At 34.1% G+C, this 23772-nt stretch carries 17 protein-coding genes and 1 riboswitch; of the genes, 2 read left to right on the top strand and 15 right to left on the bottom strand.

The window, feature by feature from the left end:
• Nucleotides 1–128 precede the first annotated feature (128 nt).
• Nucleotides 129–2435, top strand: coding sequence for a beta-glucosidase family protein (locus VQL36_RS08590; protein ID WP_349248916.1), 2307 nt, complete (start codon nt 129–131; stop codon nt 2433–2435).
• A 75-nt stretch (nt 2436–2510) separates the two neighbouring features.
• On the opposite strand, the gene VQL36_RS08585 is transcribed toward VQL36_RS08590, so the two are convergent.
• The 14 genes from VQL36_RS08585 to VQL36_RS08520 form a co-directional block, all read right to left on the bottom strand.
• Nucleotides 2511–2948, bottom strand: a complete 438-nt coding sequence (locus VQL36_RS08585; protein WP_349248915.1) for a hypothetical protein — start codon at nt 2946–2948, stop codon at nt 2511–2513.
• Between the two features lie 141 nt (nt 2949–3089).
• Nucleotides 3090–3422, bottom strand: coding sequence for an ASCH domain-containing protein (locus VQL36_RS08580; protein WP_349251147.1), 333 nt, complete (start codon nt 3420–3422; stop codon nt 3090–3092).
• A gap of 190 nt (nt 3423–3612) precedes the next feature.
• Nucleotides 3613–5886, bottom strand: a complete 2274-nt coding sequence (locus tag VQL36_RS08575; RefSeq protein ID WP_349248914.1) for a PBP1A family penicillin-binding protein — start codon at nt 5884–5886, stop codon at nt 3613–3615.
• A gap of 175 nt (nt 5887–6061) precedes the next feature.
• The gene (locus tag VQL36_RS08570; RefSeq protein ID WP_349248913.1) at nt 6062–7495 is read right to left on the bottom strand and encodes an NAD(P)/FAD-dependent oxidoreductase; all 1434 of its coding nucleotides are present in this window, start codon (nt 7493–7495) and stop codon (nt 6062–6064) included.
• Between the two features lie 68 nt (nt 7496–7563).
• A riboswitch (purine riboswitch) is annotated at nt 7564–7663 on the bottom strand.
• A gap of 670 nt (nt 7664–8333) precedes the next feature.
• Nucleotides 8334–8573: an RNA chaperone Hfq gene (gene hfq / locus VQL36_RS08565; protein ID WP_160647758.1), complete on the bottom strand. Its 240-nt coding sequence runs from the start codon at nt 8571–8573 to the stop codon at nt 8334–8336.
• A gap of 79 nt (nt 8574–8652) precedes the next feature.
• A complete protein-coding gene (gene miaA, locus VQL36_RS08560) occupies nt 8653–9534 on the bottom strand; it encodes a tRNA (adenosine(37)-N6)-dimethylallyltransferase MiaA (RefSeq protein ID WP_413789568.1) in 882 nt (293 codons plus the stop codon).
• 65 nt (nt 9535–9599) lie between these two features.
• Complete coding sequence (locus tag VQL36_RS08555; RefSeq protein ID WP_349248911.1) at nt 9600–10379, bottom strand: class I SAM-dependent methyltransferase; 780 nt, start codon at nt 10377–10379, stop codon at nt 9600–9602.
• A 3-nt stretch (nt 10380–10382) separates the two neighbouring features.
• Nucleotides 10383–12302, bottom strand: a complete 1920-nt coding sequence (gene mutL / locus VQL36_RS08550; RefSeq protein ID WP_349248910.1) for a DNA mismatch repair endonuclease MutL — start codon at nt 12300–12302, stop codon at nt 10383–10385.
• A gap of 10 nt (nt 12303–12312) precedes the next feature.
• Nucleotides 12313–13746 carry a S41 family peptidase gene (locus VQL36_RS08545; RefSeq protein ID WP_349248909.1) on the bottom strand — a complete coding sequence of 478 codons (1434 nt, stop codon included), beginning with the start codon at nt 13744–13746 and terminating at the stop codon, nt 12313–12315.
• Between the two features lie 62 nt (nt 13747–13808).
• Nucleotides 13809–16478 (bottom strand): DNA mismatch repair protein MutS, encoded by a 2670-nt coding sequence (mutS, locus tag VQL36_RS08540; protein ID WP_349248908.1) that lies wholly within the window; start codon nt 16476–16478, stop codon nt 13809–13811.
• Nucleotides 16479–16745: 267 nt separating this feature from the next.
• Nucleotides 16746–18140 carry a putative amidoligase domain-containing protein gene (locus VQL36_RS08535; RefSeq protein ID WP_349248907.1) on the bottom strand — a complete coding sequence of 465 codons (1395 nt, stop codon included), beginning with the start codon at nt 18138–18140 and terminating at the stop codon, nt 16746–16748.
• A gap of 117 nt (nt 18141–18257) precedes the next feature.
• A complete protein-coding gene (locus VQL36_RS08530) occupies nt 18258–18824 on the bottom strand; it encodes an outer spore coat protein CotE (protein WP_160647765.1) in 567 nt (188 codons plus the stop codon).
• Between the two features lie 54 nt (nt 18825–18878).
• Nucleotides 18879–19832: an aromatic acid exporter family protein gene (locus VQL36_RS08525; protein WP_349248906.1), complete on the bottom strand. Its 954-nt coding sequence runs from the start codon at nt 19830–19832 to the stop codon at nt 18879–18881.
• A 92-nt stretch (nt 19833–19924) separates the two neighbouring features.
• Nucleotides 19925–21433 (bottom strand): carboxypeptidase M32, encoded by a 1509-nt coding sequence (locus VQL36_RS08520; protein WP_349248905.1) that lies wholly within the window; start codon nt 21431–21433, stop codon nt 19925–19927.
• A gap of 296 nt (nt 21434–21729) precedes the next feature.
• Here VQL36_RS08520 and VQL36_RS08515 point away from each other — a divergent pair, with 296 nt between their 5' ends.
• Nucleotides 21730–22296, top strand: coding sequence for a carbonic anhydrase (locus VQL36_RS08515; RefSeq protein WP_349248904.1), 567 nt, complete (start codon nt 21730–21732; stop codon nt 22294–22296).
• A gap of 259 nt (nt 22297–22555) precedes the next feature.
• Here VQL36_RS08515 and VQL36_RS08510 read toward each other — a convergent pair whose 3' ends face one another.
• Nucleotides 22556–23488 carry a glycerophosphodiester phosphodiesterase gene (locus tag VQL36_RS08510; RefSeq protein WP_349248903.1) on the bottom strand — a complete coding sequence of 311 codons (933 nt, stop codon included), beginning with the start codon at nt 23486–23488 and terminating at the stop codon, nt 22556–22558.
• Nucleotides 23489–23772: the final 284 nt, after the last annotated feature.

The raw sequence follows: 23772 nt of genomic DNA, 5'->3' as shown, positions 1-23772 counted from the left end.
TCGAAATGTTATCATCTAAAAAACACCTATGCCTTGAATATGCAATACAGTTAATCCATAATATAGTTATTGAAATCAATTTCAATAACTATATGTGTATCAAAGAGAGGCGGAAAAGAGTGAGAACCATGAATTCAAAATCAATTTTTATAGGTATTTTATCCCTAATCTTGATTATTATTGCTGCTATATTTTTCTTTAATAATGATAGAGAAGATGGGAGTCAACTACTAGAAGGAGGAGAGCTTATATATAAGGATGCTACTCAGCCCATTGATGTACGAGTGCAAGATTTATTATCTCGCATGACATTAGAAGAAAAAGCAGGACAAATGACACAGGTCAATGTTACACAACTTCAAGGAAACTCAGAATGGGACGCAGGTCCATTAAATGATGAATGGTTAGTTAAGACCTTTAAAGACTACCATGTAGGTTCTATACTAAGTGGAGGAGGAACGACTCCTGTTTCAAATGAGCCCAAGTTCTGGGCTGAGATGACAAATGAAATTCAAAAAAGTGCAATTGAAAATTCACGACTTGGCATTCCTGTTATTTACGGTGTTGATGCAGTGCATGGCCATAACAATGTCGTTGGAGCAACGATTTTTCCACATAACCTAGGGCTGGCCGCCTCACGAAACACAGAGCTAGTTAAAAAGTTAGGTGCTAGTACAGCGAAAAGCGTTCGATCAACTGGCATACATTGGAACTTTGCTCCAGTTGCAGATGTAGGTCGTGATTTGCGCTGGGGTCGTTTCTATGAAACATTTGGTGAAGATCCTTATCTTGTTTCGGAAATGGTATCAGCTTCTATTATAGGACATCAGGGAGAAGATATAAGTTTAACTGGAAAAGTTGCAGCTACCGCTAAACATTTTTTAGGCTATTCACAACCTTTAAATGGTCAGGATCGTTCATCTGCAGAAATCCCTATGCGTACACTTAGAGAAATATTCTATCCCCCTTTTGAAAAAGCGATTGCTGATGGAGCTAAAACAGTCATGGTTAATAGCGGGTCTATCAATGGAGTTCCGGTTCATGCATCTCAATATTTATTAACAGATGTATTAAGAGGAGAAATGGGTTTTGAGGGCGTGATTGTAACCGACTGGGAGGATATCATTCGTTTGCATAGTCAATATCAAATTACTGACAATTATAAGGACTCTATAGCACGAAGTATCAATGCAGGTGTAGATATGTCCATGCTGCCTGTTGGGATTGAAGACTATACAAAAAACCTAATAGAAGCAGTAAATGAAGAACTCATTCCAATGGAACGGATTGATGATGCAGTATCAAGAATACTTATTTTAAAATTTGAATTAGGATTGTTTGAAAAACCCTATATAGATCCTGATACAACGGAAGCTCTCACTTTAAACCAAGATAGAGAACTAGCAAGACAAGCTTCGGTTGAAAGTTTAACCTTGTTAGAAAATGACGGTGTCCTACCATTATCAAAAGAGGTAAAAACGATTCTTGTCACAGGTCCTAGCGCTGACAATATCGCAAATCAAATGGGAGGATGGACGATAGGTTGGCAAGGATTAACAGGAGAAGGGGTTCCCCCTGCAGTCAGCTTCCTTGAAGGGATTCAAAACTCTGCCTCACCAGAAACAAATGTACTTTTCGAAAAAGATACAGCCAAAGCAGTTGAAGCAGCAAAACAAGCAGATGTCACCATAGTTGTTTTTGGTGAAGATCCTTATGCAGAATTTGATGGGGACACTACGAATGCAGCAGTCCCTAGTGACCAAGCAGAACTGATTCAAAAGCTTGCACAAACTGAAACTTCTATTGTCGGTGTATTAGTTGCAGGGAGACCTCTAATCGTGACCGATCTTGTCGGGGATATGGATGCGTTTATTATGGCATACCTACCTGGTACAGAAGGCGGCAATGCTTTAGCAGATGTATTATTTGGAAAAGAAAATCCAAGCGGTAAACTTGCTTTTAGCTGGCCAAATGAAATTGGACAATTACCTATGTTTTACAACCATTATCCAAAAAGTACATTGAATGAAAAGGCATATTTGCCTCTGTATGAGTTTGGATATGGTTTAAGTTATTCCAAGTTTAACTACAGCAACTTTAAGGTAGATGAAGAAGGCACTATGGATAGTATTATAAAAGTTTCTGTTGATGTAACAAATCGTGGCGAGCTAGCAGGATCAGAAACCGTTGAATTGTATGTTGATCAGCAATTAAGTTCTGTCCTTACTCCTGTTAGAAAATTAGCAGCATTTTCAAAAGTACATCTTGAACCGAATGAAACGACCACGGTAGAGTTTGAACTTCCAGTATCACAGTTAGCTATCGTTCCTGGAGATATCTTAGGAGAATCTGAGAAAGTAGTTGAAGAAGGAATATATACTTTAAATATTAAAAAATTAGCTAGACCCGTTACGATAATGGATAATATTGAGTGAATAAAAATCCTGTGGAGCAAAGTAGTTTTTCTAAAGAAAACGACTACTTTGCTCTCCTCTTATCAACTCAACATCTCACCACAAAACGGGTTTCTGCACCATAAACCACATTGCAATTAATAAAATAGAGATGTAATAAATGATTGATCGTTTAAGTTTTTGAATTAGATTAATACGATTTCCTTCCTTTTTTTCTATTTTTCTAATGGTAGGTGAAAAGGCACGCGCCATAAAAAAAATAGAACACATCAACACGAGCACTGTCATAACAATCCATGAATCTAACCAGTTCCATCCACCTAACCAAATTAATAAAATTCCGGTTGTTACCAATACGTGACCAGCATGTTTAGATAATCTCACAATAATACGTATTAATTCTAAGACTGTTTTTTCAATATCTACTTGATGTTTCAGCTTATTTAACAAAGGGAATAAAATAAAGATAGGACCAATAGATAGGATTACGCTAAATATATGTAAATATAAAATAATAACATAAATTGTATACATATGTAGACCTTCCTCCTAATTTGATTACATTAATGAATGATATGATACAAAACCCAATTTGAATGCAATACATACAAAAGCAGTGTTTTCATAATGAGAACACTGCTTCTAGTTAGGTAATCAAGAATTCATAAATATAATTTAGTCTACTTTACGAAATTCGTGTACCCATACTTGCATTTGAGGCAACCAAGGCATTCCAGGATGAAGTGACATGATTTTATCCTTATAAGATTTCATATCCGAATAACCTTCAGTTTGAGCGTGTTCATCTCGCATATCCCCTAATGATTGCTGATATACGTTATAAACTTCATATCTATTTCCTTCTAGCTCCATGATTTCTCCAATATCTGCATATCTACCGTTTCTTCTAGTAGCTGTTTTTTCGCCATTTAATACTCTTTTTACATCGTCCTTATCTGTAACCATTCTTTCAATTGTACAAGTTTTTGGTGGAAGATTCGTTGTCATATTTCCTGTGCCTCCTAGATTTTTCATAATATCTACTTCTTTTCCTTCATCATTATATCCAAATTTCTGAACCAAACACAATTATTTCTACCCTTTTTTTACTTTAAAAAGTAAAATCACTCTTAAATGTCACTAAACTTTCATTAACTTCACTAAACTTTTCTCCAATACAAATATCTAGTCTTTCTGATTAGTCAAATAAAGAAGGTAAATCATCAAAGAAAAATCCATCTCTATCTTTAGGGATTTCAACCATTACCGTATTTGATTTCCTACTGAACAATTCATATGCACTATTATAAGTAATAACATAATACTCATATTCTTTTTTCTCTTGAATGTCAATATCAATTATATATGGATCTGGAGTTGTAAATACAAGTTCATAATTTTTATCCTTCTTTTCTTTTTTGTATACAAGATATAAGTTTTCATTTCCTTTGACAGGTGACCATGTTAATTCAACTACTTCATTCATTTCATCATATAAAGCAACTAAGTCATTCACAGCTGAAGGTGGTTCAACTAGTTCATTTACCCCTTCAGGTCTGATAAACGAGCTTGGAGGTACATTTACAAGCGATTGAGACATAACTTGTGAAAAAAGCTGGGCAGGATAACTGCTAGTCACTTTTAAATAATGCTGTGCATCCGTTTTGTCAAAGCCCATCCATACAGCCGCTGTCCATTCTGGAGTATAACCTACAAACCATAGATCACGCGTTGCATTTGGATCAGTTACTTCTGCTAACCCTATTTGAGTGGAGCCAGTTTTACCCGCTACTGATCGATCCAATTGTGCTTTTGTTCCCGTTCCTTTCTGAACGACTTGTTCCATCATTTTTGTCATGTAGTAGGCAGTTTGTTTAGACATTACTTCTTTAGTTTCAGGCTCGGATAAATAAATGGTTTCACCTAAATCATTGATCACTTTACGGATAGTGGTTGCTTCAATCCATGTCCCATTATTTGCAAAACTACTGTATGCTTCTGCCATATCTAGTGGTGTCACTCCTGTAGTAAGTCCACCTAAGGCAATGGATAAATTACGATCATTATCATTAAGCTCGATCCCTACATTATTAATAAAATCAATCCCAGTTTGAATTCCTATTTCATTTAATAACCAAACGGCAGGTATATTGATAGAATCCTCTATCGCTTTAACCATTGAGACTCGACCTAGATACCTGTTATAATAATTTTTTGGAGCGTAATCTCCAAACTTTATTGGCTCGTCCGTTAAATAAGAATACGGCTGCCATGATCCTGTTTCTAATGCAGGTGCATAAACAGCAATAGGTTTAAAAGACGATCCTGGCTGACGAGGAATGATCACTCGATTCAATCCTTTTTGTACCGTATCTCTTCCCCCTATCATACCTTTGATCTCACCGTTCTGATGATCCATAATCACCATACTAGCTTGTACCTGTTGTTCAGGGCCACCTTCAGGAAACCATTGGTCCTCAGCAAACGTATGTTCTAAAACTTCTTGTACGTTTTTATCTAATGTAGTGTGTACTCTATAACCGCCCTCACGAAGTTCATCTTCAGAAATCCCGGCTTTATTAGCAGCTTCTATTATGACATAATCTATGAAGGACACATTATTTTGCTTTTTTCCTTCAATCGGTTGATAATCCACTTTCTTCGCTTCAGTCATCTCTGATTTGGCAATGATATTCTGATCATACATAAGCTGTAATACAATCCCTCTTCGTTCTTTGGATTTTTCAGGATCATCAATTGGATTATAATAGGAAGGTGCTTTGGGTATACCCGCTAATGTGGCAACTTCCCACAATTCTAAATCATGTAAATTATCCTTACCAAAATATGACTTAGAAGCTGTCTTTACTCCGTAAATATTCCCTTGTCCAAAGTAGATTTGATTTAAATACATTACTAAGATGTCTTCTTTTGTAAATTGATCTTCAAGCGCAATTGCAATAGAGGCTTCTTGTACTTTTCTAAATATCGTTTTTTCTGATGAGAGAAACATGTTTTTTGCAAGCTGCTGAGTAATTGTACTGCCTCCCTCAACAATTTCCCCTGACACTAAATCTTTATAAAGTGCCCTTCCAATTGCCCAGGGATCTACACCTCCATGTTCATTAAAACGCTTATCTTCAGTCGCTATAAAAGCATCAATCATTAATTCTGGAATATCAGTTGAACTGACAATTTCTCTATTTTCCTTAAAAAGTTTTCTAATTTCCTTTCCATTTTGATCATAAATAATAGAGGCTTCTAACATATCCATCTTTTTTAAATTCTCTTTTAATAATCTTTCACCGTTAAAAATAATCAGCAAATAACCCACAAATAAAAGTGCAATAAATACCATGATAGATATTGTGAGCCATTTAAAGAACTTCTTCATATTTCTTTTATTTTCTTTTTGTCTAGTACTTTCTTCTTCCTGGTTCACAGTTTCGTTTGAGGATGACTTATTTTCCATGTTGATCTACTCCCTGTTGTTAAAAAGCTCAAAATAAACACAAAAACCAATTAAATATAAAAAGTATTTAAAGTATAACTCTTATTTTAACACAATCATCATACACCCACAAAAGTGAACAAATGAGAATAACATTGACATTCAACACATCGGATGCCAAGACGGACCCACTTCGTTACATTTTGTTATTGACTATATCTCTTGCTATCCACACACCTGCTGCACCAGATTGAGCAAGCCCCCGTGTAATACCTGCACCATCTCCACCGCAGTATAGCCCTTTTATTTCCGTTTCAAAGTTTTCGGATAACTTAGGTCTTGCTGAATAAAATTTAGCTTCAACACCATAGAAGAGAGTATGCTCTGATGCAATTCCTGGTGTTACTTCATTCAAAGCTTCTACCATTTCAATCAAACTAACCATCGTATTGTATGGCAATACCAACCCAAGGTCACCTGGAACAGCTTCCTTCAGAGTGGGTTCAAGAAACCCTTCTTTAATTCTTTGATCCGTAGAACGCCGACCTTTCTTAATATCCCCAAACTTTTGAACAATGACCCCTCCATTAGACAGATCATTTGCACGCTGGCATATTTCTCTTGCATATTCGTTCGGTTTATCAAACGGTTCAGTAAATTTGTGTGATACTAATAAAGCAAAATTCGTATTGGATGAACCAAGTTTAGGATCTTTATATGAATGCCCATTTGCAGCCATTACTCCACTATGGTTTTCGACTACAACATGCCCTGAAGGGTTACTGCAAAAAGTTCTAACACGTGTACCTACACTCGTATTAAAAATAAATTTCCCCTCGTATAAATGTTCATTAATTTCTCTCATAACAACATCTGAAGTTTCAACCCTCACACCCACATCTACTTGATTGTTAACCATTTTCAACCTTCTGCTTTTAAATATTCCAGACAGCCATTTAGAACCATCTCGTCCAGGCGCAATCATAACCGTGTCACTTTGGAATTGCAGCCCTCCATTAAGATATACTCCTTTTACAACATGATCTCCATTCACTTTTTCAGTGATTATATCTTCTACTTCAGTTTTAAACATCATATTAATTCTCATTTTTAAATACTCATAAATTGATTTCAGGATTTCAAGGTTTTGCTCCGTTCCTAGATGCCTTACTTGAGCTCTGAGCAGCTTCAAACCAGCAGCATACCCTCTTTGTTCAATATTTCTTACAGCCTCTGTTGTAGGATCGGTAATGTGTTCAGTCGCCCCATGTCGTAGATTAATACTATCTACATACTGAATCAACCCTAGGACTTTTGACGGAGGGAGATAGTCTGTCATCCATCCACCAAACTCAGTTGTTATGTTAAATTTTCCATCACTATACGCACCAGCACCTCCAAAACCTGCTGTTATAGAACAAGCTGGAAGACAACCTGCATAATCTTTTTTTCCTGCTGGGGGAGGACAAAACTCAATTTTCCCTTCTAAAATTGGACATCTTCTGCGATAAATATCATGCCCTTTATCTATTAACAAAATTTTTGCACTAGGCTTTTTTATCGTCATTTCATAACTGGCAAATATTCCAGCAGGACCTGCTCCAATTATTATAAGATCATATTTTTCCATTCTTTTTTCCTCCTACACCCTAATAGATACTCATAAAAAAATCCTGACTACAAGAACAGATACAGGTACACTAAAAAGTATCCATTCGTAGTCAGGAATTCATGGTTCCTTGTAGAAACCCTTGCGCCATATCCACAAGGATATACGAACATTTTATTGAAAAATTCATTTTATTATTTATATATCTAATAATAAATGAATATTTTTTGTCCTGTCAATAAAAATGTTCGTGTTTATCTAAATTGATAAAATAAAATACATCTAGATAAAGTAAAATGATCTAGATGACAAATGGGAAAACAGTATGCGTCAACACAAGCTTAATTCATATCAAAGTTTAGTGATCAGATCATAAACTCCCACGATTACGACTATAATTATATGGTCAACTTGGCACCCAATCATCCCATTTTAAAATAAAGGAATTTATGGTCTTAAACTATGTTTTTTGCAACTCCATAATTAAATAGCGGTAATTTGTGGTCTTAAATTGTGGATTTTTAACGAAAATGATGAAAATGTTACAAATAATGATTGAATAAGACCACCTAATACCGTTAATTATTAATTTCTAAGAAAATTACTAAATTAAGACCACTAATTCCCTTTATTTTTAATTTTACAATCTAAATCAACCATATCTATAATATGTCTGAAGTCTTCACCAACGATAAAGTATATTGGTCAAGGATATTTAATTTTATCGATAATATCCTTCACCTATAATTGTACAATTGCCAATTCTAAGAAAAATGCCCTATACGTGAAAAAAACAACCCAATATTTTTTGGGTTGTTTCAGAGCATGGTTATGTAAAACGTTTTCCAGCTAAAATAATTTAAACTTCACTTTGATTATCTGACATCAAAGATACGTTTTTTTGAGGTGTAAAAGTGGAAATCGCATGTTTATAAACCATTTGTTGACGCCCTTCACTTTCAATAACAATCGTAAAATTATCGAAAGCTTTAATGAGTCCTCTAAGTTGAAAACCATTTGTTAGATACACTGTTACAGAGATACTTTCTTTACGAAGTTGATTCAAAAAAGTATCTTGAATGTTAATGGATTTATTCATTAATGGAACCCTCCCTATTAAATTCATTTCTTCATACATAATTAAATATGTTGGAGTATTTAAAAAGTATATTCAGAATTTACTGTAATCTTTCCTCTATTATATCATGAATTTGTGTCAAATGAGCATCATAATTTTCAGAATTAGTTATATCAATCCAATTAATAGCATCCATATGCCTAAACCAAGATAACTGTCTTTTGGCAAATCTTCTCGTATTTCTTTTCAATAAATATATTGCTCGATCCAGACTAATGTCTCCCTCTAAGTATGAGATGATTTCTTTATATCCTAACCCCTGCATAGAAACCATATCCTTCGTCATTCCAAGAGCTAAGCAGTTCTTTACTTCATCAATCAAACCAAGTTCTATCATTTGATCTATCCTCTGCTCTATTCGTTGATATAGGATAGATCTATCCATCGTCAGTCCTATAATACAGAGTTGATAAGGTGAATCTTTGAGTTCATTTCTCGTGTTTTCTGAAAACGGTTTACCTGTAAGGTGGTAAACTTCCAGTGCTCTAATCACTCTCCTTACATTCTTGAAATGAATATTTTCTGCACCTTTAGGATCGATTTCTTTTAATTTCTCATATAAAGCCTTCTCACCATGTTCATCAGCAAACTTCTTTTGTTCTGCTCTAAATGTCTCATCAGACCCAGCAGTACTAAACGAAAAATTATAACAAAGGGACTCAATATATAATCCCGTCCCTCCAACGATAAATGGTAAATGTCCACGTGCTGTAATATCAAGTATCGCTTTTTTGGCGTTGTCTTGAAAATCTGATACTGAAAAAGGGTCATCAGGTTCATGAATATCAATAAGATGATGAGGCACCATGGTTCTTTCTTCTACGGATGCTTTAGCAGTACCGATATCCAAACCTCGATAAACCTGCATGGAATCCCCAGAAATGATTTCACAGTCAAATTGCTTGCTAATGTCTAAACTCATTTTTGTTTTACCAACAGCAGTTGGACCAATTAATACTAAAAGTTTTGGTTTTGTAGTAGCTCCATTCAAATTTCAATCACTCCGTAAGCTATTTGTGAATATGTAGTATATATTGTATTAAATCCAAGTCTTTCAAACTCTGGACTACGTTTTTTTTCCTTGATTATGATAGTTTTTCTTGCAACTCTTCTAGCTTCCTCCATCGATTTTAAACTGATTTGTGATGAATTCACAATACCTCTCATTGGTTTGAAAGAGCTTGCTTCTTGAATCGGAATTCTGAACATTGGATCAAAATATATAATATCTACGCTATTATCCTCCATATGAATCAATTCACTTTCATGATCTGTATGTTTAACTTTAATACGTCTCATTGCATCATTAACTGTTACAAGTTCTGATTCATAACTTTGCAGCCCCTCTCTAATCAAAGTATAGAGAATTTTTTCGCTTTCTAATGAAGTTACTTTTCCTGTTGAACCTGTAACATAAGAGAAAACAATTGAGTCGGATGCTAACCCAGCAGTACAATCTAATACAATGTCTCCTGATTTTGCCCCAGAATATTTAATTAAAGGATCATGTTCACCCTTCATCAATCGTTTTATACGAAAATATGAACTGCTAGGATGAAAAAATAAAGGTGAATCTGTATTATTTTCTCCATAATATTTCAGTTCAATTTGAGAAACAACCAACAATGGTTGATTGTCGTACATTTTTTTAATTTTTGTTATCGTATTTTTCTTTCTCGGTATCCATGTTGCATTCAATTCTTTAGCCAAGAATCTAGATTTTTCAATGATATTTATGGAAGCATCATAAGATGTAGATATAATCATTACTCACATCACTCTTTTAAACATTTTTTCTAACTCATACGTAGAGAAACTAATCACTATCGGTCTTCCATGAGGACATGTATAAGGATTTCGACAATCAATTAATTTATCTAACAATGCTTCGATTTCACTCGAACTTAAATATTGATTTGCTTTTATGGAAGTTTTACAGGAACACAGAATAGAGGATTTTTCTCTTAATTTTGCAATATCAATGGCTTTTTTCTCTGACATAATCCACTCAGCCATCTCAGTAATAATTTCTTTTTCTTCACCCTCTGGAAACCAATAAGGATATGAGCTTACTCGAAAAGCTTTACCTCCAAAGAACTCCAGTCGCACCCCAACCTGTTCAAAATAATGTATACGGTCCTTTAACAACTCCACTTCAGAAGGAGTGAATTCTAATGTGATAGGCAGCAATAATTCTTGACTAACGGGTTCCGGATTACCAAATTTTTGGTAATAATATTCATAATTAATTCGTTCATGCGCTGCATGCTGATCTATAAGATATAGTCCTGTTTCATTTTGTGCAATAATATATGTACCATGCATTTGGCCAATTGGATACAACTTTGGAAAATCAGGTAATCCACTTGTATGTTTCTCTTTAGATTGATCATGAGAAGACATAAGCTGATTCACTACTTCTCTTGAAGTATTGTTATTTGCTCTAGTATAACCTTTGTCATTATTTATTTTATTTTTCGGTTTATGATGTTGATGTTGATCATTATAATCCATTGAACTTTGTTTATTGCGGTTAGTATCTGTTAAAAGCCGGTCACTTGTATTTATTTTTTCATTGATTGTAGAGTAATTATTCTGAGTTTTATAGTTATCCTTAGTTTTATGATTTGAATATATATCTAGTTTTTCCTGAATGACTACTGTTTTATCCTTTTTTGGCTCCTTCGCTGCTGGAATTAATACTTGCTGTTGAAGTACTTTTCTAAGCTCTTGCTCCAAAAACATCATTAACTCTTTTTCCTTGCTAAATCTAACCTCCAGTTTTGCTGGATGTACATTCACATCCAATAATGTTGGATTCATCTGAATATGAAGAACACAAATCGGATACCTATGAATGGGTAACAGCGTATGATACGCATTTAAAATGGCTTTATTCAGAAAAGGATTACGAATATATCTGCCATTTACGATGAAAGAAATAGATGAACGATTTGAACGAGTCATCTCAGGCTTTGCTATGAATCCAGATAAAGAATAATCCATATCGCTAGCTTCCACATGAACCATCGCTTTTGCAATCGTTCTTCCATAAATAGCAGCAATCACTTGCAACAAATCTCCATTACCTAGTGTTTGCAATAGTATTTTCGCATTATGAGTTAAAGTAAATCGAATCTTAGGGTACGCTAATGCTAATCGATAAATATAATCAGAAATATGATTTAATTCAGTTTGAATAGTTTTTACATATTTCAATCTAGCAGGTGTATTATAAAATAATTCCTTTACTGTAATGTCCGTACCTTTAGAAGCTCTTGTTTCCCCAATTGTTCTTAATACTCCGCCTTCATTGACAATCTGATAACCCAATCCAGTATTTTGAGTTGAGGTGATACATGACATTTTAGAAACAGCCGCAATACTAGGAAGCGCCTCTCCTCTAAATCCAAGACTGCGAATTTGAAACAAGTCTTTACTGGATGATATTTTACTAGTTGCATGAGGTAAAAACGCTAATTCACAATCCTCTTTCTCAATACCAGAACCGTTATCCGTCACCCTGATACTTTGAAGACCACCTTCTTCAATAGAAACATCAATTTTCGTACTACGAGCGTCAATAGAATTTTCTACTAATTCTTTTACTACTGAAGAAGGTCTTTCCACTACTTCACCTGCTGCAATTTGATTCGCTATTTGCTCCTCTAAAATGTGAATTTTCCCCATAAAATACTCCTTAATCTACATCTAATGTAATAATATCTTCATTAACTCTCCAATTAAAATTGGGGAATTGCTTCTCAAAATCACTTAAATCAATATAAGTTGTTCCGTTAACATTCATTAACCCTTCACTAACTACTGGAAAAGTAGCTGATGTTTCTTCTGTAGTGATTTCAACTGCTTTTAGTTCTGGGTTCCAGTTGATTTCACCTTGAATGATAGCAGATAAAATTCTTGAAGAAACATACTTGTTCTCATCTTCTTCAATGACATCAATAATTGTCTTAAATTCTACTCCGTTAAGTTCCCAGCTATCATCTTCTATGATTACTTCTATTTGTTCTTCTCCGGCTTCATATAATCCCCTTATAAGTTGTGCAGCACCATTCTCTATTTCAATATCAGGTGTAATTCCAACCTGATTCACTTTATTTTGATTTGGTGTTAAATACTCATATGTTGTTACTTTTAATACACCACCGTCTGATAAAGGCAGAAGATTCTGCACACTTCCTTTTCCAAATGTTTGCTCTCCTAAAATCGTTGCAATTTCATAATCTTGTAAAGCCCCAGACAATACTTCAGAGGCACTTGCACTGTTTCCATTAACTAAAACAACTACTGGGATAGAAAGAGATTCACCATCTTCAATCTTAATCACCTCTTTGTCTCCATTCTGATCACTTGTATACATCAATACCCCGTCTTCTATGAATTGCTCTGCTATTTTTAAAGCTGCATGTAAATAGCCTCCTGGGTTATTTCGAAGGTCAACAACTAAACCATTCAAACTTTCTTTTTCCTGGAGAGCTTCAAGTTCTTGTGCAAATAATTCACCTGCTTTGTCAGTAAAACTTGTCAATTGTATATATCCAACACCGCCATCAAAGGATTCTGATGTAATAACAGGTAATTGAATTTGTTTACGAGTAAGTTCAAATCCAATCATCTCCTGATCTCTTTTGACCGTAATGTTAACAGTAGTATCTTCAGGTCCTTTTACCTTGCTTATCAATTCACTCATCTCAATGCCAATCATGGATTCTCCATTTACTTCTGCAAAATAGTCTCCTGACTTTAGTCCTGCTGCTTCGGCTGGAGAGCCGGGAAATACAACCTCAATAAAAATGCCTAATTCATCCTCATTTAGTTGAACGCCAATTCCAACATAGTTCTGCTGTAAACTACTTTCATAAGCATCCCATTCTTCTTCTGTAAAATATTCAGTATAAGGGTCTTTTAATGTTAACAGCATAGCTTCTATTGCGGCTTCTGATAATTCACTTTCACTAACTCCACTTACATGATAATCACTAAGTTTTTCAAATATTTCAGCCATCTGCTCGAAACTAAATTCATTTTCCTCTGCAAAAACAGCTGTTGGTAACAGTAAAGCAATCATAATAACTAAAGTTGTAAACGTTCGTAGCTTTTTAAATAATTTCATTGTATTATCACCTTTTCCCATAATTTTTAACGATTAGTGATCTGCTCTTAACACATATTGAATTAAAGTTTAGATTTTAAATCTGACAAGAATTGAATAGCTTGTAACGGTGTAATATTTAATAAATCTAACGACCGAAGTTCCTTTTCAATCACGTTATCTTTATTTTCCTTTTTCTGTTTGTCATTTACTTCTGTATTATTACCCTCTAATTCTTCAAATAAGCTCATTTGAATGGTATCAACTTTGTTTTGCATCAAAGGTGATTCCACTACAGGTTGCTCAGTAACGGCAGTCTCACGCACTACATTGTCAATCAGACCATTTGAATCGTTATTCACGTCACGAGATTCAAAAGTGTTTAACAAAAGATAAGACCTTTCAATAATGGAATTAGGAATACCTGCTATTTGAGCACAATAAATCCCATAACTTGTGCTTGCTGCACCTTTTATCAATTTGCGTAAGAATGTAACTTCATCTCCACTCTCCTTTACTGACATACTGTAATTTTTTAAGAATGGTAAATGCTTTTCTAAATGTGCCAGTTCATGAAAATGAGTAGAAACTAATGTTTTACATCCTATCTCATTATGAAGAAATTCTATAACAGCTTGGGCAATGGACATGCCTTCACTTGTTGAGGTCCCCCTCCCTAATTCATCAATGATGACAAGACTTTTGGCAGTAGCCTTTTCAGTCATCACTTGAATATCTTTCATTTCTACCATAAACGTACTTTGACCACTTACTAAATCGTCAGCTGCTCCAATTCTGGTGAATATCCGATCTATGATTGGAATCGTAGCTTCAGACGCAGGAACAAAACAACCGATTTGAGCCATGATGCAAATAAGAGAAACCTGCCTCATATAAGTACTTTTACCAGCCATATTAGGTCCAGTAATAAGCAAAATGTTCTGATCCCCTGATTCAAACAATGAATCATTAGCTATAAAACTCTGATCTTTGGATATTGATTCAACTACTGGATGTCTTCCGTCTTTAATGTTCAAGTCATAAGAGTTTGTCATCACAGGTTTACAATACTCGTTTTCTGCACTAACTTTAGCCAGTGATTGAAAGACGTCCAGTGTAGAAATGATACCTGCAAGCATTTGCAATCTTGGTAATTGAAATTTAAGTTCATTTCGTAAATCATTAAATAACTCATACTCAATTCCAACCATTTTTTCTTCTGCTTCTAGTATCAATGCTTCTTTTTCTTTTAATTCAGGTGTAATAAATCTCTCTGCATTCGTTAGTGTTTGTTTCCTTTCATATCTTCCCTCTGGAATAAGATTAATATTTGCTTTCGTGATTTCTATGAAATATCCGAATACTTTGTTGTAACCTATTTTCAGCTTTTTAATACCTGTAACTTCTCTTTCTCTTTGTTCAAGCTCTGCTAGCCATTGTTTTCCATTGACACTGGCTTCACGAAGCTGGTCCAGATAATCATGATATCCTTCCTTAATCATCGCTCCTTCTTTCACAGAAATTGGAGGTTCATCTATGATTGCCTCGTCGATACGATCCTTTAAATCAGTACACTGATCCAACGAATGAACAATACTTGAAAGGTTATCTGACCCAGAATCATTACAAATCTCAATCAATGCTGGAACTTGTTCTAGAGATTTCTTTAATGCTACAAGATCTCTTGCATTTGCATTACCGTAAGAGATACGTCCAACTAATCGTTCTAGATCATACACATTTTTTAGCTTTTCCCTCAAATCTTCTCTTATAATATATTGCTGAACTAATGTATCTACCACTTCTAATCTTTCATTGATGGAATTTAGATTCATTAAAGGTTTGTCTACCCATCTCTTCAATAAACGCGCTCCCATAGAGGTTGCTGTTTTATCCAATAACCATAACAGTGAACCTTTTTTAGACTGATCCCTAACTGTTTCAACAAGTTCTAGGTTTCTTCTAGTAAATGGATCAAGCGTCATATATTGATTGCGTTCATAAGAGTGAATGTTCGTAATGTGTGATAATGCTCTCTTCTGTGTTTCTTTTAAATAAGACATTAGTAAAGCTACACAATGCTGAGAAGATAAGCTTAATGACTCCCATAGTTTTGTTGTAAATTGCTCTTTAACTGACTGTTCATCTTTAGCATTCCATTCCGTCATTAAGATTGTACTTGAATTTTGACTCATTCTTTCATGTATATATGAGTATGTTGAAGCTTCTGATACAATTTCTACTGGAGAATAGGTACCTATTTCATCTATGATAAAATCTAAGGAAGTTTGTCCAGAAGTTTCATATAATTCACCCGTTGTTAAATCACATGCCGCTAAGTTATATGTATCATTAAAGTGAGAAACACACACTATAAAATTATTGTTATCTTCCCCTATCATTTTTCCTTCCATGACAGTTCCTGGGGTAATCACTCTTACAATTTCTCTCTTCACAACCCCTTTTGCTTCAGCTGGGTTTTGTACTTGTTCACAAATTGCAACCTTGTAACCTTTTTGAATGAGTTTATAGATGTATTGTTCTGCAGAATGAAAAGGAACACCACACATCGGTATTTTCTCTTCTGCTCCACCTTCTCGACCTGTTAATGTGATTTCCAATTCTTGTGCAGCAAGTTTTGCATCCTCAAAAAACATTTCATAAAAATCACCCAAACGAAAAAATAAAAAAGCATCCTTCGCCTTCTCTTTAATTTCAAGATACTGTTCTATCATCGGAGTATATTTAGCCATACCGAACCCCAATCTATTTTTTTTGTATATTTAGTGTTCTAAAAGTTCAGTTTTCAGCACCAAGAAGATTGTGCGAACATGCTGGAGCCGGAGCGGAGTGTAGAGACTGGTTACATGAGCACCGGACTTCAAATGTGAGTGCAATATTCGATGTCGAAATAGCATCATCGGCCTACATCGTGATCAAAATTGGACTTTTTGAACAACCTCTATTATAGCATGATTTAATACTTCATTTATAGTGATGAAAACTCAAAAAGAAAAAACCTACTTTTTAGGTAGGGTATCAAAGGGAGAAATCCTCCAACTTGTTCTAATATCTAACTGTTCATTCCAAGATCTCTTATCAAATAATTGTTTCTTAAATGCTTGTAAATCTTTACTGTAAATAGCATATGAATCAAGTCCTTCAAGATCACTCCAAAGCTTTTTCACATAGGGATAGAGTGCTTCTTTGTTGCCATTATAAAAATGCGCTTGAATCGTTTCATCATTTAATGGTCTACTTTTTAAATCCCAATAATGATCGGCTATTAAACGAACCAACGTTAATACTCCTTTTGTAATATTAGGTGAAACAATCCAGCTAGGTAAACTTCGATACTCAAATCCACCATGTATTTGTGTGCGAAAGTCACCTAGAAAACCATATTTAGGTCGCCTTAACAGAGAAGTTCTATCTTCAATCAGCATAATTGGCAGAGTTAAATAATTATCTAATACTCTTAACAAAAAAGAGTTCAACCATATTTGACTCATATGAATATGCCCACCTAAAGGCAGTCCCTTTACGGGCATTCCTCCAGCTAACCATTCAATAGAAGGGTCATTTATTTGTTCTTGTGCAAAATGCATAAGCTTAAAAATATTGATTGTTAATTGTTTAGGTATTTTGCTTGGGTTAGGTCTAAGTTCTGCGATAGGGAAAATCCACTTGTTGCCATTCAACACCGAATCGCAACCCACTTTTCCTTTTCGGTTAAAATAATTAGAAGCAAAGGTGATTTTCCCCTTGTCATTACGTAATAGAAATTCAACATCTAAACCAATCAACGCTTCTTTTGTTCTTTTTCTTTCCTCAATGAGTTCCCCATGATATGAGCGTATTGCTTTAAAAAATAGCTCTCTCATGTTGTGGTCTAATATTGGTGTGGGAATTACATCTAATACTGTACACTTCCTTGCAGAAATCAACCCAAGCTTAACTACACCATAATCCAGACCTAATGCATAAATCACCCTGATTGCATACCGACCTATTAATCTATGTTGTCTATTCCTTAAATCAAAACTCACTTCATTTTGTGGATAAAGTACATTTTCTGTATGAAGTGTACATCTATACAGAGCCAAGACCTTCAAATGAAATACAGGTACTAAGAAGACTTGCAAATGAACATTTTGGCTAAACGGAGTTTGAACATGAATACCTTGATGATCGAGGCTTTTTAACATATGTTCTTTATCCGCAACTTTCTCAATAAAATGGGCGGAATTTAATACTTTATACTCATCTGAAACCCGCGTTTCATTACCCCATTGAATAATCACAGTATCTTTTGATAAGGATTTAGGTAGATGGGTACCGTGACGAATTAAGGGATTAGCCATTAAATCTTTTAATGCTGGATCATTGCCATGTAACAAAAACAATTGATTCATGTTTTATCACCTGTTTTTTCGCCCATCATAAAAATTATTAAATTTTTAAAGAGAAAAAAAGGGCTCACGCCCTCTCCAAAACCTCTGTAGAAACATATGATAAGAAAAATATTAAACTTAAATATCATCATCTAAGAGATCTGGATCTAAATCTTCAAAATCTCCGCCGTCATAATCAAAATCGAATTCTTTTTCGCCATCTAGATCATCGATACCATTTTCATTCACTAATACACAAACTTTTGTTTCCGCAACCATTTCCACCTTAAATTCACGCTCAACTTTGATCCGAACAGCATTGCCAGAAGTTACGATATTAGCTTCAACACAACTTGGTTCTTGTGTAGTCTCAGCAAATACTTCTGCAGTAGTTTTTCTATGATTCGGGTCTAGATAAGATAAAGGGACCGCTTCAACATACGATAATGTTTCCTTAGCTACTTCCGTCTGAGAGTTGTTGTCGTAAGAATACCAAAAGTTAATATCATAAGTACCAACTACTTCAATGCCATCATCAGATTTCACCGCTTCATACTGATGGTTAATAAGCCATACCCCCAAAACACTTGTTGGTTTATGAGGTGGAGTAATGGTATGTGTTACTTGTGAAAATTTCCGACCTTTACCACAAACAGCTTTCGTAATTATTTCTCTATACGATAAGTCTTTATCTGTGAGTGACATCCTATAAACCTCCTCCATACAATCATTCTTTAAAATTGTATGCAGGACATTGGTCTATAGTGACAAAAACTTTTTCTTTTCTTTTTTTGCGATGTTTAAATAGTCTTTCAATTCTAAACATAGTTGTAAAATAGCAGATCTAACCTCAAATTCTTTCCTTGTTTTTGGAAGATCCATTTCTTTAAAAAGGGTTGCAATATGGTTTAGATCATCTAAAATCCTTCCACTATAATATTCTTCCTTCACTTCGTTGATCAATTCATCAAAAACTGCAGCAGTCATTTTCCCCTGAGGGATAGATTCATAAACTTGTGCTACTAAGTTCACCATTTTATGTACAGATTCCATTTGTCTGTCTCGCATTTGAAAATAACTTAACCAACCGTTCTCTTGACGAAACAAATTATTTTCACTGAACCTTGTCGCTAAGTCCAAACCCTCATTAATTTTTTTCTCCACTTCAATCAATTCTTTTCCATGCCAAATCGCAGAACTATCTGTTAAGTGAGCTGACATTTGTTTAAAAATTTCAGAGAGTAAACCATCAACTTGTACACGAATGGATCTTAAATCCTTTTCTACTTTCGGCATATACAAAAAATTTATGAGTGTAGCTGAGCCTAATCCAATGATTAACAGCCATATTTCATTTATAATCACCTCATAATGAATTGATTGTTCACTAAATACGTGAAAAACAATTACAGAGCTTGTTACAATCCCATCCTTCAATTTCATTTTTGCCAAAAACGGATAAGAAAGTAAAATATAAACCCCTATCATCCATATGTAAAAACCAACGATATCAAAAAGAAATGAAGCTAATAATAAACCTAAAATGGAAGCAAGAATACGTTGCAAAACATTCAGTAAACTCCTTCTCTTCGTAACATCAACACCTAGTATAGCCAATAAACCTGCAGAGAGAGGAAAATTCAAATTGAAGTATGTTGCAAGATAAACAGCAATGACAGCAGCAACGGCTGTTTTTATGATTCGAATTCCCATGATCTTTCACCTCATGTGATTTCTTTTCTTAAAGAAAAGATCAGCAAGGAAACTTCCCTGCTGAACTATATTTAACATACATCTTGTCTTTATTAAATTTCGTATATATCTTTAAATTTCGTTTCTAAATATTCAATTAAGTATTCTGGATTGATCTCTTCATTTGTTACTTGTTTTATGATTTCAGCAGGTGTCAGCAGCTTTCCATATTGATAAATTTGCTCAGATAACCATTGTTTAATTGGCAATAAATCCCCATTTTCAATGTATGCATCAAACTCAGGTAATTGCTTTTGTATTGTGTTCATAAATTGTGCTGCATATATATTTCCGAGAGAATATGAAGGAAAATATCCAAAATCCCCACCTGACCAATGCACGTCTTGCAAAACTCCTTCTCCATCATGAGATGGAGTGACTCCTAAGTATTCTGTGTATTTCTCATTCCAAGCTTGAGGTAAGTCTGCCACTTTTAAACCTTCATTAAAGAGCGCTTTTTCCAACTCATAACGAATCATTACATGTAAATTATAAGTCAATTCATCAGCTTCAATACGAATTAAAGATGGTTTTGATTCATTGGTACCTCTATAAAAATCTTCTACTGAAACTGAGGAAAATTCGTTTGGAAAAACCTCACGTAGATTTTTATAATATCTTTTCCAGAATGGTAAACTTCTTCCAATCATGTTTTCCCAAAATCTTGATTGAGATTCATGAATCCCCATTGAAGCACCAGTACATAACCCTGTGCCGATTAGCTCTGCTGAAATATTTTGTTCATATAAAGCATGTCCGCCTTCGTGTAAGCTAGAAAACAGGGAGAACGTAATATCATTCGGATAATAATTTGTAGTAATTCTGACATCCTTTAAATTTAAATTAATCATAAATGGATGAACAGCTTTATCCAATCGACCCGCTCCAAAATCATATCCCATTTCCTTTAATACAAATATACTAAACTCTTTTTGCTTCTCCTCACTGAGAGTTTGATGAAGGAAAGAAGTATCTGGTTTGTTAGTTGACTCAACAATTTGTGTTACTAATGGAACTAATCTTTCTCTTAACATTCCAAAGACTTGGTCTAATTGGCTTGTTGTAATGTTAGGTTCATAAATATCTAACAAAGTATCATAAGGTGAACCTTTCACACCCCAGTAATCAATAAACTTCTTTTTTAATTCAACAACTTTTTCTAAATAAGGCTGGAATATTGAAAAATCAGATTTTTCTTTTGCCTCTTCCCACACCGATTCAGATTTTGAGGTTAATATGACATTTTCCTTGTATAACTCAACTGGAATTTTTTTATTTCTATCATAATCCTTTTTATATTCTGTCACCTTTCTTTGCTCTGTTTGATTTAAACCAGCAAACACAGAGGTTTCAGATAACTGGGATAAACAATCCCCCATTTGTTCTGACGTTGAAAGATTAAATTGTTCTGTAGATAACATACCTATTACTTCAGAACGTCCCTCTACTCCTTTTTTAGGTGCACCTGTTCTTAAATCCCAATAAAGAACAGAAAGTGCTTCGTTATATTCATTTATTTTTTTGACCAACTCTTTAAATGTTGTTAATGTTTGAAGACTCATTCAATCACTCTCCTTTTCAAATTAAGTATACAAATAACTTTCATTAAATTCAAAAGGTATATTCGCGGTTAAAAAATATGATAAAATAGAATGAGGGACGTGAATATTAATGCACATTACAGTAACAGAAATCGCTATAAATGAAATCATGAATAGAGTGAATACAGATCAACAATATATTAAATTAGCATATGATGCCGAAGGTTGTGGTTGGCTTCTATGAGCCTTTACAAAAAATAGTGAAGGAACAAGTAAATATTATACATAAAAAATACTAGGACAGGAGAAAAGAGAAAATGAGTAATCTAACAGAAATATTAAATTTTAATCAACAATTTGTAGAAAATAAGGAGTATGAACAATATAAAACTTCAAAATATCCAAATAAAAAAATGGTGATTTTATCATGTATGGACACTCGTTTAGTAGAATTGTTGACTAAAGCTATGAATCTTAAAAATGGAGATGCTAAAATCATTAGAAATGCAGGGGCAATTATAACACACCCCTTTGAAAATGTGATGCGCAGTATTTTAGTTGCCATTTATAAATTAAAAGCCGAAGAGGTGTATGTGATAGGACATCATGACTGTGGCATGACTGGGCTAAATTCAGAAAGTATGCTGGAAGAGATTACAGATCGCGGGATATCTGAGGAAACATTACAATCTTTAGAACATTCCGGCATCCAATTATCCAGTTTTCTAAAAGGTTTTGACAGTGTAACAGATAGTGTAAAAAATAGTGTCTCTATTGTAAAAAATCACCCACTTCTTCCTCCCGAAGTTCCTGTACATGGTTTAATCATCCACCCAGAAACAGGACAACTAGAAGTTGTAGTGGATGGGCTTAAAGACAAGTGAATAAATCCTCTTTGACTTTAACTATTTTATTTTTCATCCCCAATAAGACTTCTCCTATAAAAAGAAGTCTTATTGGAATAAAGAATCACTTAAGATTTCAACTTGCTCCATACATTTGTAATACATCGATTACTTCTTCATTTCCGTAATCCTCAGCAAATTTTAAACAAAATATACTTTCTCACTTTTTTCAATGAGCTCTCTGTTATTAAAAGGTGTTATGTCCATACTCTACTCCTTGAAAAAAAAATTTAGTCTATTATTTTAAAAGTGAAATTAATCGATCAGGATAATTAGTTATAATACCATCCACACCTAAATCTATTAATTCCTCCATCTCTTCCACGTCATTTATCGTCCAATATTGAACAGCTATATTACGTTTTTGTAACGTTTGAATAATTCGTTTTGATGCTAAATCAATTCCAGACTGCTCTAATGGTAATTGAAAGGCATGAACATCAAGTGATATTAATCGATCCAAATAAAATAGATTAGAAATTACATATTTTTTAACCGTTTCTGGTCCCGCTCCGATTGCAATCTCATCACCTGCAATTTCATGAAACCAAACTAATACGTTTTCATAGAAAGAATTAATAATTACTTTATCCGCTAAATCATATTCCTTTATCATTTCGTATACTTTACCGGTGAGCTCTTTATTCTCAGGTTTAATCTCGATAATCATTGGAAGCTCTGAGAAATTTTCAAATACTTCTGCTAATGTTGGAATCGTTACTCCTTTTCCTCTATAAGAATAATTCCCTTGCTCATCAACAAAATGATAACCTGCATCTAGTTGTTTTAATTCATCTAATCTATAGTCTGCAACGTTTCCAGTTCCGTTCGTTGTTCGGTCTAAAGTTTCATCATGTATAACTACAATTTCACCATCTTTCGTTAAATGAACATCAAACTCTAATGCATCTACACCTATTTTCTTAGCGTTTTTAAATGCCGTCAATGTATTCTCAGGCGTGATTCCAGCTCCTCCTCGATGAGCTATGACAAAAGGGCTTCCTTTACTTACAAACATATTTTTTTCTTGTTTTTTGACAGGCAAAAATTGAAAAATAATAAATAAAAAGCCAATCACACTTAATATGGAAAAAAACCACTTCATTCTTCGCACACGTTTTTTACTTTTTGTTATTTCAATCTGAGAATTCATTGCATCACCTATTTTCATATAAAATCTATTTCATTCTATCATGTATTTAAATATGAAGATAGATTTTTTTGATTGGCAGGAAAGCGTTTGCATTTAAATTCTATTAAGCCATTCTCTAATCTTTTTAATTAAGAACTATCTTTAATGTGAAGCTAAGAACGTATATGAAGGATGGTATGACCATATTATACGCAATTGTTACAATTTTTTAACAAATGTATACTTTTTATTTATAAATTAACTTTATTTTTTTGAATCGATTGTGAATAAGTGAGATAATATACTGGTAATTTTTATTAGGA

This window comes from Chengkuizengella sp. SCS-71B (assembly GCF_040100845.1).
In the GTDB taxonomy this organism is placed as follows: domain Bacteria; phylum Bacillota; class Bacilli; order Paenibacillales; family KCTC-33759; genus Chengkuizengella.
The sequence above is the reverse complement of the archived record's forward strand: the minus strand, read 5'-3'. Positions and strand labels throughout refer to the sequence as shown.